Source organism: Sphingobium sp. R-21 (assembly GCF_049913335.1).
GTDB lineage: Bacteria > Pseudomonadota > Alphaproteobacteria > Sphingomonadales > Sphingomonadaceae > Sphingobium.
This window is the reverse complement of sequence record NZ_CP184374.1, coordinates 741,583-756,244: the sequence shown is the minus strand read 5'-3', so window position 1 is coordinate 756,244 and position 14,662 is coordinate 741,583. Positions and strand designations below refer to the sequence as shown.

Below are 14,662 nucleotides of genomic sequence, written 5' to 3'. Positions count from 1 at the left end.
GAAGCAGAGCCGCCCGCCCGCCTCGCAATCGCGCCGTATTTCAAAGGGAGACACAGGACGATGGCCGACACCCCCGAAACCCCGCCCGCCAAGCGCGTCAAGAAGGCCAGTCCCGCCAAGGCGCCAAAGGCCAAGCCCGCCAAGCCCGCCCTGTCCGGAACGCTGGTGAAGGCCGCGCCCGCAAAGGCCGCCGCCCCGCGCAAGGCCGTAGCAGCCAAGCCGGGCAATGGCACGGCCGCGCATGGCTGGACCGCGCAGATCGCGCCCATAAAGGCCCAGGCCGAAAAGGCCGCAAGGGCCGCCGCCGACAAGCTGAACACCGTCGACTGGAAATCGCATATCGACCCGCTCAAGGACCAGGCGTCGAAGACCGCCAAATCGGCTGCCGGCGTCGCCAAGGACAAGACCGGATCGGCCATGCAGAGCCTGGCCAAGCTGATTTCCGACACGGCGGGCACCGTCGATGCCAAGCTTGGCCCGCAATATGGCGACTATGCCCGCCAGGCGGCCGAATCAGTGGCCGGCGCGGCCAAGACGCTGGACAGCAAGGATGTCGACCAGTTGATGACCGAAGCGCGGGACTTCGTGCGCAAGAGCCCGGCCGTCGCGATCGGCGCGGCTGCGGTGGTCGGATTCGTGCTGATGCGCCTTGCCAAGGGATCGGACGAAGACGCCTGATCGCGTCCTGCCCGATTGACCGACGATAAGGCCCCGGTGCCGGGGCGGAGGATATGTTGACCCAAGAGCCCCTGCAGACCGATGCACAGGACGAGTCCGTGCGCGACGTCTTCGCGCGCCTGTACAGCGACGGCCGGGCCTATGCGGAGGCGGAGGTCGAACGGCAGAAGCTGCGTGCCGGCATTGCCGGAGCGGGGATTCGCGATGCGCTGATCTTCGCTTTGGTGGGCATCATGCTTGTCTTCGCGGCCATCGTCGCCGGTCTGGTGGGTGTCATATTGGCACTGGCGCCGCTTGTCGGCCCCGGCTGGGCGACAGGCGCCGTATTCAGCGGCGCGCTGGTCATCGCCCTGATATTGCTATTGTTCGCAAAGGGGCGCATCGACCGGATGAGGAAGGCCATCAAGCCATGACGCGCGAAGACGCCTATCGTGATGCAGTCGCGCGTGCCGACGCGCGCCGCGCCGCGCTGGTTTCCAGCGCCCTTGCCGCCAGGGCGCGGATCGCGCCCGCCCGGCTCAAGCAGGATGCAAAGGCCAGGGCGACGGCAACGATGATGGACGGGGCCGCCTATGCCGCCGCCAAGGTTCAGCAACGACCAGCGGCGACGGCTGCCGCGGCCGGCGCCCTTGCCCTCTATTTGCTGCGCCGTCCGCTCGCGGCACTTTTCCGGCGCATATACGTTCGGACAGGCAATCGCACAGAAGAGACTTCGGAGACTGACAATGGCTGACATCCGCGCTCAACTCACCCGCGCCCGCGAAGCGGCGAACGACATCGCCGGGACCGCGTCCGGCCGGTTCCGCGATACGGCGGATCGGGCCAGGGAAAGCGCCGGCGACCTTATCCAGACCAGCCGCGAAAAGGCCGGCGACGCCTATGCGGACGCACGGGACAGATCGCAGCGGATTGCGGCGCGCGCCAATGAGATCGTGCAGGAACATCCCGTCGCCGCCGTCGCGGGCGCCGTCGCGGCAGGTGCCGTCATCGCATGGATGTTTCCCAAGAGCCGGACAGCGATGAAGGCACTGCCCGGCCTGGCCACCAGTGCCGGGGCAAAGGTGCTGGACGCGGCGCTCGCCGCCAGGGCCATGGCCGCTGAAAATGCGGAGACCCTGCGCGCGAGTGCGGGAGATGCGCTGCACAATGCGGCCGAAGGGACAAAGGACGCCGCCTCCTCGGCACGCGACACCATTGCCTCAGCCGAACTGGGCGCAAAGGCATCCCGTCTTGCCGACGATGTGATGGCGCTGGTCGCCGCCAAGGTCGACGCGTTCAGCGAGGCCGTGAAGGCGCGGTTGCCGAAAAGCTGAACGCGCCGCCGCCACCAAAAGCATGCTGATCCGGCCCCCTGCCCCCTTTGACGGGTGCGGGCGGCCTGCTACGGTACAGGTTCCCCGAACAGGAGAACAGAAGATACCATGAGCAAGCTGCACCTTGTGATGGGCGGTCGCGTCAAAGATCCTCAGACGCTGGAATTCGAAGATCTTGGCTCCATCGAGCTGGTCGGCGTGTACCCCGATTATGCCGCCGCCGAAAATGCCTGGCGCGGCGCCGCCCAGCGAACGGTCGATGACGCCGAAATGCGCTATGTGATCGTCCATCTGCACCGGCTGCTGGAGCCGGATCTGCCCAGCGGATAAAATTCAGGACAGGGGCTGGGGACGTTTGCGGAAACGCCAGCGAAGCAGCGGCCGCGTCAGCACCAGCCCCACCAGAAAGCCGCCAATATGCGCGGCAACCGCAATCTGCCCAAGGTCACCGAGCCCCTGCGCCGTGGCGAGGCCGATCATGAGCTGGATCGCGATCCAGCTTGCTGCCAGCCACAGCAGGCGAACCAGATTCGCCGACATCGGCCCCACGCGGCGAACCTTCTGCTGGCTGTAGAGCAATGCATAGGTCGCGATGACCGCTGATATCGCGCCGCTGGCGCCGACCATCGGATTGGTGGAATGCGGATCGATCGCCCATTGCAGCGCCGTCGCGCCATAGGCGCCCGCGACATAGAGCAGCAGCGTCGCGCCCTTGTCCAGAACATGCTCCACCTGTCGTCCGCAAAAGACGAACATGAACAGGTTGAACCCGATATGCAGCCAGTTGGCGTGGACAAGCGTGCAACTGATCGGGGTCAGCCAGACCGGGACGGCCGACATGCCGGCCAGCAGCGCGCCGTCCTCCACCCGGGCCGGGATGAATCCGGCCATGATCGCGGCATTATCGACCTGCCCTGTGAGATAAATCAGCAGAAACGCGACGAAAGTTATCGCCGCGATCCCGTTCGTCATGCGACCAGCAGGCAGTTTCACGGATGGATCAAATGAAATCGATCTTGTTGACCAGGTAGAATTTGTCGCCGGAGGGCACCGACACTTCGACCTCCTCGCCGATCTGGCGGCCGATCAGCGCACGTCCCAGCGGGCTGTTATAGCTGATCATGCCGAGCTTGGCATCCGCCTCGGCCTGGCCCACGATCTGGTATTTGACCGGCTTGTCATCCTCATCGAGCAGCGTGACGGTCGCGCCGAACACGACCTTGTCTCCCGAAAGCGTCCGGGGATCGATGATCTGGGCGCGCGACAGCTTGTCTTCCAGATCGGCAATGGTGGCTTCGACCTGCCCCTGACGCTCCTTGGCGGCATGATATTCGGCATTTTCCGACAAATCGCCGTGCGCGCGCGCTTCTTCGATGGCGTCCACGATCAATGGCCGCTCGGCCTTCAATTCGCGGAGCTGCTCGTTGAGCTTGTCATAGCCCATCTGCAGCATCGGCATCTTCTCGACGGTCGCCATTCTTGCAAATCCTTCGTCAAAACTTCCCTTTGGCGGCCCCCAACTTGGGGCCACCCGCAGCATGCTTCCTTGTGCAGGGGATCAGGCTTGCGACAGTGGATAATAGGACTGGAGCGAACGCACTTCAAGGGCATGGCCCTGAAGAGCCTCGATCGCATTGGCCGCCGCGACGCTGGCCGCCGCCGTGGTGAAGCTGGCGACCTTGGCGCGCAGGGCGCTGGTGCGGATCGCCTTGCTGTCCTTGAGCGATTGCCAGCCCTCCGTCGTGTTGAAGATCAGGTCGACATCGCCGTCGGTGATCTTGTCTACGATATGGGGACGGCCTTCGGCCACCTTGTTCACTGGCTGCACGGCGATGCCCTGCTCTTCCAGATAGCGGGCGGTGCCGCCGGTCGCGATGATGGTGAAGCCCAGCGCCGCCATTTTCTGCACGGCGGGCAGGATCACCGGCTTGTCGCTGTCCTTGACCGACACGAACACCGTCCCGCTCTTGGGCAGGATGGTCCCCGCGCCGAGCTGCGCCTTGGCGAAGGCGGTCGCGAAATCGCTGTCGATGCCCATGACTTCGCCGGTGCTCTTCATTTCCGGGGAAAGGACGGGATCGACGCCGGGGAAGCGGGCGAAGGGGAAGACGGCTTCCTTGACCGCAATGTGCGAAATCGCGTTGCGGTCGATCTTCGGCAGATCCTTCAGCTTCTCGCCCGCCATCACCCGGCTCGCGATCTTGGCGATGGGCGTGCCGATGGCCTTGGCGACGAAGGGCACGGTCCGGCTGGCGCGGGGGTTGACCTCGATCAGATAGACCGTCTGCCCCTCCGGCCCATCCTTGACCGCGAACTGGATGTTCATCAGGCCACGCACCGACAGCGCGCGGGCGAGGACATCGGCCTGGCGCTCTATTTCCGCGATGATGTCGTCCGACAGGCTGTAGGGCGGCAAGGAGCAGGCGGAGTCACCGGAATGGACGCCTGCTTCCTCGATATGCTGCAGCACGCCGGCAACCACCACGTCATCGCCGTCGCAGAGCGCGTCCACATCCACCTCTACCGCGTCGCGCAGATATTGGTCGATCAGCACCGGGGAGTCGCCCGACACTTGAACGGCGGTGGCGATATATTCTTCCAGTTGCGCCTGGCCGTCGACGATCTCCATGGCGCGGCCGCCCAGGACATAGGACGGGCGCATCAGGACCGGATATCCGATGCGGTTGGCGACGGCGATGGCTTCTTCCCGGCTGCGGGCGATGCCATTGGCGGGCTGCTTGAGCTTCAGCCTGTCGATCAGCGCGGCGAAGCGCTCGCGGTCTTCCGCCAGGTCGATGGCGTCGGGCGAGGTGCCCAGGATCGGCACGCCCGCATCCTCCAGCGCCTGCGCCAGCTTGAGCGGCGTTTGCCCGCCGAACTGGACGATGACGCCGGCCAGCGTGCCGTTCGACATCTCGACGCTCAGTATTTCCAGCACGTCCTCGGCCGTCAGCGGCTCGAAATAGAGGCGGTCGGAGGTGTCATAGTCGGTCGACACCGTTTCCGGGTTGCAGTTGACCATGATCGTTTCATAACCCGCCTCCGCCAGCGCAAAGCAGGCGTGGACGCAGCAATAGTCGAACTCGATCCCCTGGCCGATCCGGTTGGGACCACCGCCCAGGATGACGACCTTCCTGCGATCGGACGGCTGCGCCTCATTCTCCGCCTCGCCAAAGATCGGCGCTTCATAGGTGGAGTACATATAAGGCGTCTTCGCCTCGAACTCGGCGGCGCAGGTGTCGATCCGCTTGAAAACCGGGCGCACGCCCAGCTTGTGGCGCAGGGCACGGACTTCATCCTCGGTGACGCCACCGGTCATTGCCTTGACCGCGTCATGGATCAGGCCCGAACCGCGAGCGATGCCCCGCTCCATCCCGCGCAGATTGGCGGACTTGAGCGCCAGATAGGCCAAGCGCTTGTCGGAAAAGCCCATGGCCTTGAGGCGGCGCATCCCGTCGGCATCCTGCGGCAGGCCATTGGACAGGATTTCCGCTTCGGCGTCGATGATTTCCTTGATCCGCTCCAGGAACCAGGGGTCGAACTTCGCGATATTGTGGATTTCGGCGACGGTCAGGCCCTCGCGCAGCGCCTGCGCGGCGACCAGCAGGCGATCGGGCGTCGGCTGGGCCAGCGCGGCGATGATGTCGTCCTTGGGCGCGCCGACCAGATGGTCGACCTCGTTGAAGCCGCAAAGCCCGGTTTCCAGGCCGCGCAGCGCCTTCTGCATCGATTCATGGATGTTGCGGCCGATCGCCATCACCTCACCCACCGACTTCATCGCGGTGCCGAGCAGCGGTTCGCTCCCCTTGAACTTTTCAAAGGCGAAGCGCGGGATCTTGGTCACGACATAGTCGATCGTCGGTTCGAAGCTGGCGGGCGTCGCGCCGGTAATGTCGTTCTCGATCTCGTCCAGCGTATAGCCGACGGCAAGCTTGGCCGCGACCTTGGCGATCGGGAAGCCGGTCGCCTTCGACGCCAGCGCCGAGGAGCGCGAGACGCGCGGGTTCATCTCGATGACGATCAGGCGGCCGTCCTTCGGATTGACTGCGAACTGTACGTTCGAACCGCCTGTTTCAACACCGATTTCACGCAGCACCGCGATACTCGCGTTGCGCATGATCTGATATTCCTTGTCGGTCAGGGTCAGCGCCGGCGCGACCGTGATGGAGTCGCCCGTGTGGACGCCCATCGGATCGACATTTTCGATGGAGCAGATGATGATGGCATTGTCATTGCGATCCCGCACGACCTCCATCTCATATTCCTTCCAGCCGAGCAGCGACTCTTCGATCAGCACTTCGGTGGTCGGGGACGCATCGAGGCCAGCGGCCACGATCTGCTTGAACTCGTCCTTGTTGTAGGCGACGCCGCCGCCGGTGCCGCCAAGCGTGAAGCTGGGCCGGATGATGGATGGAAGCCCCGTGAATTCAAGGGCTTCGAGCGCTTCTTCCATAGTATGTGCGATACGCGACCGGGCGGATTCCAGGCCGATCTTGTCCATCGCATCGCGGAATTTCAGGCGATCCTCGGCCTTGTCGATGGCTTGCGCGTCGGCGCCGATCATCTTGACGCCGAACTTCTCCAGCGTGCCGTCGTTGAACAGGGCAAGCGCCGTGTTGAGCGCGGTCTGGCCGCCCATGGTCGGCAGCACCGCGTCGGGGCGTTCCTTCTCGATGATCTTCGCCACGATTTCGGGCGTGATCGGTTCGACATAGGTGGCGTCGGCAAATTCCGGGTCGGTCATGATAGTGGCCGGGTTGGAATTGACCAGGATGATGCGATAGCCCTCTTCCTTGAGCGCCTTCACCGCTTGCGTGCCCGAATAGTCGAACTCGCAAGCCTGGCCGATGATGATCGGGCCAGCGCCGATGATGAGGATGGAGGAGATGTCGGTGCGTTTGGGCATTATTTGGCCTGAAATATTTGGGAGACGATTGCGCCAAGCAAGGCATCAGCCAGCTTAGCAATGGCGGGATTACCGTATTTTTCAATTAATTCACCCAAGCCGCGAACAACGGTTAGGTAAACCAAATAGGCCTTAAATTCGCCGGCTCGAATAAGCTCGATACCCGCTCGAAGTTGACCGAGAATACGCTCGCGTAAACCTGGCTGCTCCGGATTGCCGTTGTCTGCCTCAAGCGCTTCAATAACCGGCGCAAATGAAGCAACGGCCTCGTCTACCTGATTATGACTAAATGTCACAACTCGATCGGAGGCGGGAGCGCCATTACCCAGATTCTGTTGATTTAACCAATCATCGCCATTCATAGCGTACCGGCTAATAAAGGAATCGGGATCAGCTAGCTGCTCTTCCACATACTTGTAGCCCTCCGGTTTAATCGTGGACGAACCGCTATTACTCCAGCGCGACACAAATGATCGCTCTACTAGATCATCAAGCGCTAACTCTACGCGCTTAGCGCTAATGGCGATTGAGAACAGCTTCGCAATTTCATCCTTCAGCAGTCTTTCGTCAGCTTTTTGAGCATGGACGAAAAGCTGGAACAGGACTGCTTCGTTTAGCGCTTGCTGTGGAATAAAATTGATCAATGCACGCCCCCCGTCCGGGCCTCGCAGCCCCAGCCGTCATATTCGACGCCGCACAGGATTTCGATCTGGAGGCATTTCTTCGTCAGCGCGCGGATCGACTGCTCATCGACCGGCTGCACGCATTCGAGGAAGAGGAATAGGTCGCCATCCTCATCTTCCTCGCGGTCCAGTTCGACGAAGCCGAATTGGCTGGCGATGGTGAGAACGCGCTCGAAATCCTTTTCGCTGCCCTTGAAGCTGACATCGACCGGGCGCGCCAAACGCGCCACGTCGCCATTGGCGGCGAGATTGGCGAGGACGGACTTGTCCGCCTCCCACTCGGCGGCAAGGCGGGCTTCGTCAACCGGGGGCAGGTTGAGGCTCATTTAAGCCCCTCGACGAAGCGCTGGAACAGATAGAAGCTGTCCTGCGGGCCGGGCGAGGCTTCGGGGTGGTACTGGACCGAGAAGGCTTTCTTATCCGTGAGTTCGATGCCGCAATTGCTGCCATCGAAGAGCGACACATGGGTCGCCTTCACATTGGCGGGCAGCGTGTCGCTGTCCACCGCGAAGCCGTGGTTCATCGAGGTGATCTCGACCAGGCCGTCCGACAGGCGCTTGACCGGATGGTTGGCGCCGCGATGGCCCTGATGCATCTTGATGGTCTTCGCGCCAGCGGCGAGCGCCAGCATCTGATGGCCAAGGCAGATGCCGAAGACGGGCTTGTCGGCTTCGAGTACTTGTCTGATCACCGGCACGGCATATTCGCCGGTCGCGGCCGGGTCGCCGGGACCGTTGGAGAGGAACACGCCGTCGGGTTGCTGCTCCATCACCTGCTCATAGGTGGCGGTCGCGGGCAGCACGGTGACGCGGGCGCCTGCCTTCACAAGGTTGCGGAAGATGTTGTTCTTCGCGCCATAATCAATGGCGACGACATGGGGGCGGTCATCCGCCGCTTCATCCTTGCCATAGCCGAAGCCCAGCTTCCACACGCCGTCCTTCCAGAGGCGGCTTTCCTTGGCGCTGACCTCGATGGCGAGGTCCATGCCTTCAAGGCCCGGCCAGGCCGCAGCCTTGGCGGTGAGCGCTTCAAGGTCGAAATTGCCTTCGGGATCATGGGCGATGACGACGTTGGGCGCGCCCTTCACGCGGATCATGCGGGTGAGCGCGCGGGTGTCGACGCCAGCAAGCCCGATGCGGCCCTTTTCCTTCATCCACTGGTCGAAGGGCTCGACATTGCGGAAGTTGCTGGGTTCCGTGACATCCTGCCGCACGACGCAGCCCAGCGCGTGGGGCAGGTCCGCCTCCACATCGTCCAGATTGGTGCCGACATTGCCGATATGCGGGAAGGTGAAAGTGACGATCTGCCCCGCATAGCTGGGGTCGGTCATCACTTCCTGATATCCGGTCATCGCCGTGTTGAAGCAAAGCTCACCCACGGCATCGCCAGTCGCACCGAAGCCGCGGCCGAAGACGGCGGAGCCATCGGCGAAAACCAATACCCCTGTCGCTCCTTTGGGCACAATGAGGGTCTTGGCGTCAGCCATGGTCGTATCGTCCTTTATGCTTTTGCTAGGAACCCGTCTTAAGCGGGTTAAACGGCCGGTCACCTATGCGCTGAACCATGGCTGGTCAACCACTGTAAAAAATCTCTTTTGCCGTTATATCTGATCCTTTCCGAAAGAGGCAGGATTCATTCGCATGATTCGCGACACCATCAAGAGCGCTCAGGTCACCGCCATGAAGGCAGGCGAGAAGGATCGGCTGGCCGCCGTGCGCCTGATCCTGGCGAAGCTGAAGGATCGCGACATCGAACTGCGCACCGCGTCCAGCGTGCCGGATGACGACACCATCGTGGTCGAGGTCCTGCAGAAGATGGCGAAGCAACGCCGCGAATCCATCGACATGTTCCGAAGCGGCGGCCGCGACGAGCTGGCCGCGAAGGAGCAGGCGGAACTGGACGTGATCGAGAGCTTCCTGCCGCAGCAACTCGGCGAGGACGAGACAAAGGCCGCGATCGAGGCGATCAAGGCGGAAGTGGGTGCGGCCAGCGTCAAGGACATGGGCAAGGTCATGGCCGTGCTCAAGGAACGGCACGGGTCGGTGATCGACATGAGCAAGGCGAGCGGGCTAGTGAAGGCAGCGCTGGGCTGAGGTCGCATCCCCAGGGTCTTCAAGCCTCCGTTCTGGAAGGCTCCATTCCGGAAGATGGTCTCAAGCGGGAGGATGTAAGTTAAGCATGAGCCTGTCGCCCGCCTTCCTCGATGAATTGCGCGTGCGCACCTCGCTTTCCACCCTGATCGGTCGGACGGTGAAGGTGCAGAAGGCGGGCCGCGAATACAAGGCCTGCTGCCCCTTCCATAATGAGAAGACGCCCAGCTTCACCATCAATGACGAAAAGGGCTTTTATCACTGCTTCGGCTGCGGCGCGCACGGTGATGCGATCCGGTGGATGACCGATCATCGCGGCCTGCCGTTCATGGAGGCGGTGAAGGAACTGGCGCAGACGGCCGGGATGGACGTTCCCGCCCCTGATCCCCGCGCGGCGAAACGGGCAGAGCAGGCGCGGGGACTGCATGACGTCATGGCCGCCGCGCAGGGCTTTTTCGAGGAGCAGCTTGGCGGAATAGAGGGCGCGGAAGCACGATCCTACCTCCAGAAGCGCGGCATCGGCGCAGCGACCGCCAGGACTTTCGGCTTCGGCTTTTCTCCCGACGGACGGGGACGGCTCAAGACAGCGCTCAAGGAATTTGGCGAGCCGCTGCTGATAGAGGCCGGCTTGCTCATCGATCCGGATGGTGCCGAACCGGATGGCGGGAATGCCCGAAAACGCGAAAGCTACGATCGCTTCCGGGGCCGGCTGATGCTGCCGATCCGGGACATTCGCGGCCGGGTGATCGCTTTTGGCGGGCGCATATTGGGCGCGGGCGAGCCCAAATATCTGAACTCCCCCGACACGCCGCTCTTCGACAAGGGGCGCACGCTCTACAATATCGACCGGGCCTCTCCCGCCAGCCGGCATAGCGGCCGGATCATCGTCGTGGAGGGCTATATGGACGTGATCGCCCTCGCCCAGGCCGGCTTTGAGGAATCGGTGGCCCCGCTGGGCACGGCACTGACCGAGCATCAGATCGAGCGCCTGTGGAAGATGGCCGATGTGCCGATCCTCTGCTTCGACGGCGATGCGGCAGGCCAGAAGGCGGCGATCCGGGCAGCGATGCGCGCCCTGCCCCTGCTGCGGCCAGGCATGAGCCTGGCCTTCGCGACGCTTCCCGCCGGTCAGGATCCGGACGACCTCATCCGCGCGGAGGGGCCAGCGGCGATGGAAGCGGTGCTGGCTGCGGCCGAACCGCTGATCGAGCGGTTGTGGACCCATGAACAGGGCGCCGCGCCGCTGGATACACCGGAACAGCGCGCCGCGCTAAAGCAGCGTCTCTCCGCGATTACAGACGCCATCGCCCACCCCGACGTGCGGGCGCATTATATCCATGCCTTTCGCGAACGGCATGACGCGCTGTTCTTCGCGCGGGCGGCATTCCAGCCCCGCCACCAGCGCGGTGGCGGCGCCCGATCCGGCTGGCAGCGGGACCGTCGGGGCAATTGGAAGCCCCCCCTTCCCCCCGCGGGAAGCGAGGCAAGGGCGATCGGCGCAAGCGGCATGGAACAACGGCTTTTGCGTGCCGTACTGGCCAGCCTGCTGCGGCATCCCGATCAGATTGCGCTACATCGAGAGACGCTTATCGGGCTTCGCGTGGCCGACTCCGCATTGGCGGAATTGCTGAATGCGATGATCACGGCCTCGTTCAGCAAAGAAACAGTTGAAACCGATGGCCTCCTTACCATATTGGGGCAAGGTGAAGTGTATAATATGGCAAAAGGGATGCTCCGGGCCGACACGTTCACATTCACCCCCCATAAAAGCAAGGCCGACTCGGATCGCGCGCGGCGCGACCTGGATGAGGCCATTCGGGTGATGGCGCAGGGACCGGAATTGGAGGCGGCGTTGGCACATGCCACCCGGCGGGCGAGAGAAGACCTCAACGAGGACAGCTTTGCCGAACAGCAAAGGGTCCACAAGTTGAAGCTGGATCATGATCGCCGCCTGGCGGAACTGGCGCAGTCCGAAGATATTATATGATATGGATCGCTCCCTTCACGGGCGCGGCGGAGTTAAGGCGAATAAATGGCGAGCAAGGCGAACGGCAAGGGTGCGGGTGAGGATACGGATACCGGCGATGCGCCGCTGCTGGATCTGAACGAGGCGTCGGTCAAGAAGCTGATCGCCCGCGCGAAGAAGCGTGGCTACATCACCTATGACGAGCTGAACGACGCGCTGCCGCAGGACCAGATGTCCTCCGAGCAGATCGAGGACATCATGTCCGCGCTCAACGAAATGGGCGTGAACATCGTCGAGAATGAGGAAGCCAGCGAGGACGGCGAGGATCAGCGCGACGACAGCGATGATGACAGCGCCGACGACAGCGCAGAAGACGACGGCTCGCCGCGCCCCGTAACGGAAAAGAAGAAGGAAACGGTCGACCGCACCGACGACCCCGTGCGCATGTACCTGCGCGAAATGGGGGCGGTGGAACTGCTCAGCCGCGAGGGCGAGATCGCCATCGCCAAGCGGATCGAGGCGGGTCGCGACACGATGATCCTGGGCCTGTGCGAAAGCCCGACCACCTTCAACGCGATCATCGAATGGTCGACCGCGCTCAACAATGGCGAGATGCAGTTGCGCGAGATCCTCGATCTCGACGCGATGCTGTCCAAGGATCCCGCTCCGGAAAATCTGGAGGAAGGCGCCGAGGACGACGACGGGGAGATCAGCGAGAAGACCGCTGGCCCCAGCTTCAAGGAAGAGGAAGAGCCGGAGGAGGAATCCGCCGATTCCGACGAGGATGAGGACGGCCTGACCGAACGCCGTGCCCGCCGGATGGAGGAGGAGGAAGAGGAGGACAACACCCTCTCCCTCGCCCAGATGGAAGAGACGCTCAAGCCGATGGCGCTGGAGAAATTCGCGACCATCACGGAGATTTTCCGCGCCTTTTCCAAGGCGCAGGAATCGCGCATGGCCGCCATGGCCAGCGGGGAAACGCTCAGCCAGAAGGCGGAGGACGACTATCAGGATCTGCGCGAACAGCTCACCGCCGAGGTCGAGAGCGTCCAGTTCCACCAGCAGAAGATCGAATATCTGGTCGACCAGCTCTATGCCTATAACCGGCGCCTGACCGCGCTGGGCGGGCAGATGCTGCGCCTTGCCGAGCGGCACAAGGTAAGCCGCAAGGATTTCCTCGACCGCTATGTGAACCATGAACTGGACGATGGCTGGCTCGACAAGGTGTCGGGGCTGGACAAGAAATGGGCCGCCTTCGCCGCCGCCGAGGGTCGCGCCGTGGAGCGCATCCGCGTCGAGGTGAGCGAGATCGCCCAGGCGACGGGCATGTCGCTTTCGGAATTCCGCCGCATCGTCAACATGGTGCAGAAGGGCGAACGCGAAGCGCGCATCGCCAAGAAGGAAATGGTCGAGGCGAACCTGCGCCTCGTCATCTCCATCGCCAAGAAATATACGAACCGCGGCCTGCAATTCCTTGATCTTATTCAGGAAGGCAATATCGGCCTGATGAAAGCGGTCGACAAGTTCGAATATCGGCGCGGCTACAAGTTCAGCACCTATGCGACCTGGTGGATCCGTCAGGCGATCACCCGATCGATTGCGGACCAGGCGCGAACCATCCGCATCCCCGTCCACATGATCGAAACGATCAACAAGCTGGTGCGGACCAGCCGCCAGTTCCTGCATGAACAGGGCCGCGAACCCACTCCGGAGGAGATGGCCGAGCGGCTGTCCATGCCGCTGGAGAAGGTGCGCAAGGTGATGAAGATCGCCAAGGAGCCGATCTCGCTGGAAACGCCGATTGGTGATGAGGAAGACAGCCATCTGGGCGACTTCATCGAGGACAAGAATGCGATCATCCCCGTGGATGCCGCCATTCAGGCGAATCTCAAGGAAACCGTCACGCGCGTTCTGGCATCGCTGACCCCGCGCGAGGAACGCGTGCTGCGCATGCGCTTTGGCATCGGCATGAACACCGACCATACGCTGGAAGAGGTCGGACAGCAGTTCAGCGTCACCCGCGAACGCATCCGCCAGATCGAGGCGAAGGCGCTGCGCAAGCTCAAGCACCCGAGCCGCAGCCGCAAGATGCGCAGCTTCCTGGACCAATAGAGGCGCTTCGGCAGGCCGAGGCCGCAGCGCGGCAGGATGATCGAAAAAGGGCGGCTTCGGGTCGCCCTTTTTTACTGGCGTAAACTCCTCTTTTACCTCGACTCTCTACCGTCGCGGAATGTGGCTCCGCTGGTTGGCCGGCGTGTGCAGGGGAAGATGATGAGCGAAGCAGCACCGCGCTATCAATTTGGCGATGTATCGCAGATCCTGGATGCCGTGGTCGCCGCCGACGGCACGGCCGGACATGGCTATGCCAGCGGCGCGCGGGCGAGTTTCGGCGCGAATGCCACGATGTCGCTGCCCGACCTGGCCGACGCAGCCTATTATCTCTGCCTGCTCCATGGCCGTCATCCCGGCGTGATCGACCATGCCGCCACCCGATCCGCAGACAATGCGGCGCGCAACTGGCTGATCCAGGCGGCCGACGCCTTTGCACGGGAACGGGCCTATCTGACCCAGGTGACTGTCGCCGTCGGTCCCGCGCCCAGCACGGCGGGACAGAGCGATTGCGAAACCGTCGTCAGCCAGCAGCGCCATGCCCTCGACATGCTGGCCCAGTCGGACCGGCGGGGCTGCGCCATGGGCGCGGCGATCGCGCTGGTGCTCGACTGGCGGGCGGTGCGGCACGTTCTGGACATCGCGGCGATTCGCGTCGGGCTCGAACCCCATGTCTGCGATCTTCCCGGCCGGGCGGCGACTCTGGAGGTCGCCAGGGAAATCGGCGGCGACGACGCCGTCGACCGTGCCATCCTGTTCGGAACACGCCAGTTGCTCAACCAGCATCGCGGGCTGTGGGATGTGCTTCAGGCCCGCGCAGGAATACGCGCCGGCAAGGATCAGGCCGTGACTGGCCGATAAAGGCTTTGCGCTCCACCCCTGCTTTGCCATAGTTGGCCCGGCACAAGCAGGGTGAG

15 protein-coding genes are annotated in these 14,662 nt (G+C 63.2%); 9 read left to right on the top strand and 6 right to left on the bottom strand.

Translation table 11 applies throughout. From position 1 onward, the window contains the following. Positions 1–60: 60 nt before the first annotated feature. The 5 genes from ACN9MX_RS03550 to ACN9MX_RS03530 all read left to right on the top strand — a co-directional run bounded on the left by ACN9MX_RS03550 (position 61) and on the right by ACN9MX_RS03530 (position 2,321). Positions 61–678: a hypothetical protein gene (locus ACN9MX_RS03550; RefSeq protein WP_363735003.1), complete on the top strand. Its 618-nt coding sequence runs from the start codon at positions 61–63 to the stop codon at positions 676–678. A gap of 53 nt (positions 679–731) precedes the next feature. Continuing rightward, complete coding sequence (locus ACN9MX_RS03545; RefSeq protein WP_363825536.1) at positions 732–1,091, top strand: phage holin family protein; 360 nt, start codon at positions 732–734, stop codon at positions 1,089–1,091. Next, a complete protein-coding gene (locus tag ACN9MX_RS03540; protein ID WP_363735006.1) occupies positions 1,088–1,411 on the top strand; it encodes a hypothetical protein in 324 nt (107 codons plus the stop codon). The genes ACN9MX_RS03545 and ACN9MX_RS03540 overlap by 4 nt, the downstream gene beginning before the upstream one ends. Continuing rightward, positions 1,404–1,991, top strand: coding sequence for a hypothetical protein (locus tag ACN9MX_RS03535; protein ID WP_363735007.1), 588 nt, complete (start codon positions 1,404–1,406; stop codon positions 1,989–1,991). The genes ACN9MX_RS03540 and ACN9MX_RS03535 overlap by 8 nt, the downstream gene beginning before the upstream one ends. A gap of 108 nt (positions 1,992–2,099) precedes the next feature. Next, positions 2,100–2,321 (top strand): DUF4170 domain-containing protein, encoded by a 222-nt coding sequence (locus ACN9MX_RS03530; protein WP_133651916.1) that lies wholly within the window; start codon positions 2,100–2,102, stop codon positions 2,319–2,321. A 3-nt stretch (positions 2,322–2,324) separates the two neighbouring features. On the opposite strand, the gene ACN9MX_RS03525 is transcribed toward ACN9MX_RS03530, so the two are convergent. From ACN9MX_RS03525 to carA, 6 genes are all read right to left on the bottom strand, one after another. Next, a complete protein-coding gene (locus ACN9MX_RS03525; protein ID WP_363826608.1) occupies positions 2,325–2,963 on the bottom strand; it encodes a rhomboid family intramembrane serine protease in 639 nt (212 codons plus the stop codon). A 28-nt stretch (positions 2,964–2,991) separates the two neighbouring features. Continuing rightward, positions 2,992–3,468: a transcription elongation factor GreA gene (gene greA / locus ACN9MX_RS03520; protein ID WP_133651914.1), complete on the bottom strand. Its 477-nt coding sequence runs from the start codon at positions 3,466–3,468 to the stop codon at positions 2,992–2,994. 81 nt (positions 3,469–3,549) lie between these two features. Next, complete coding sequence (gene carB / locus ACN9MX_RS03515) at positions 3,550–6,897, bottom strand: carbamoyl-phosphate synthase large subunit (protein ID WP_363754110.1); 3,348 nt, start codon at positions 6,895–6,897, stop codon at positions 3,550–3,552. Then, complete coding sequence (locus ACN9MX_RS03510) at positions 6,897–7,541, bottom strand: hypothetical protein (RefSeq protein ID WP_363825533.1); 645 nt, start codon at positions 7,539–7,541, stop codon at positions 6,897–6,899. Before ACN9MX_RS03510 ends, carB begins: the two co-directional genes overlap by 1 nt. Then, positions 7,538–7,906: a ribonuclease E inhibitor RraB gene (locus tag ACN9MX_RS03505; RefSeq protein ID WP_363825530.1), complete on the bottom strand. Its 369-nt coding sequence runs from the start codon at positions 7,904–7,906 to the stop codon at positions 7,538–7,540. Before ACN9MX_RS03505 ends, ACN9MX_RS03510 begins: the two co-directional genes overlap by 4 nt. After that, positions 7,903–9,066, bottom strand: coding sequence for a glutamine-hydrolyzing carbamoyl-phosphate synthase small subunit (gene carA / locus ACN9MX_RS03500; RefSeq protein WP_363825528.1), 1,164 nt, complete (start codon positions 9,064–9,066; stop codon positions 7,903–7,905). Before carA ends, ACN9MX_RS03505 begins: the two co-directional genes overlap by 4 nt. 154 nt (positions 9,067–9,220) lie before the next feature. Here carA and ACN9MX_RS03495 point away from each other — a divergent pair, with 154 nt between their 5' ends. From ACN9MX_RS03495 to ACN9MX_RS03480, 4 genes are all read left to right on the top strand, one after another. Further along, on the top strand, positions 9,221–9,673 hold the full coding sequence (locus ACN9MX_RS03495; protein WP_363735015.1) for a GatB/YqeY domain-containing protein: 453 nt from the start codon (positions 9,221–9,223) through the stop codon (positions 9,671–9,673). An 85-nt stretch (positions 9,674–9,758) separates the two neighbouring features. Then, the gene (gene dnaG, locus ACN9MX_RS03490) at positions 9,759–11,657 is read left to right on the top strand and encodes a DNA primase (protein ID WP_363735017.1); all 1,899 of its coding nucleotides are present in this window, start codon (positions 9,759–9,761) and stop codon (positions 11,655–11,657) included. Between the two features lie 45 nt (positions 11,658–11,702). Then, entirely contained in the window at positions 11,703–13,748 is a 2,046-nt protein-coding gene (gene rpoD, locus ACN9MX_RS03485; protein WP_363735019.1) for an RNA polymerase sigma factor RpoD, read from the top strand. Positions 13,749–13,907: 159 nt separating this feature from the next. Continuing rightward, positions 13,908–14,606, top strand: coding sequence for a DUF6975 family protein (locus tag ACN9MX_RS03480; RefSeq protein ID WP_363826605.1), 699 nt, complete (start codon positions 13,908–13,910; stop codon positions 14,604–14,606). Positions 14,607–14,662 lie beyond the last annotated feature (56 nt).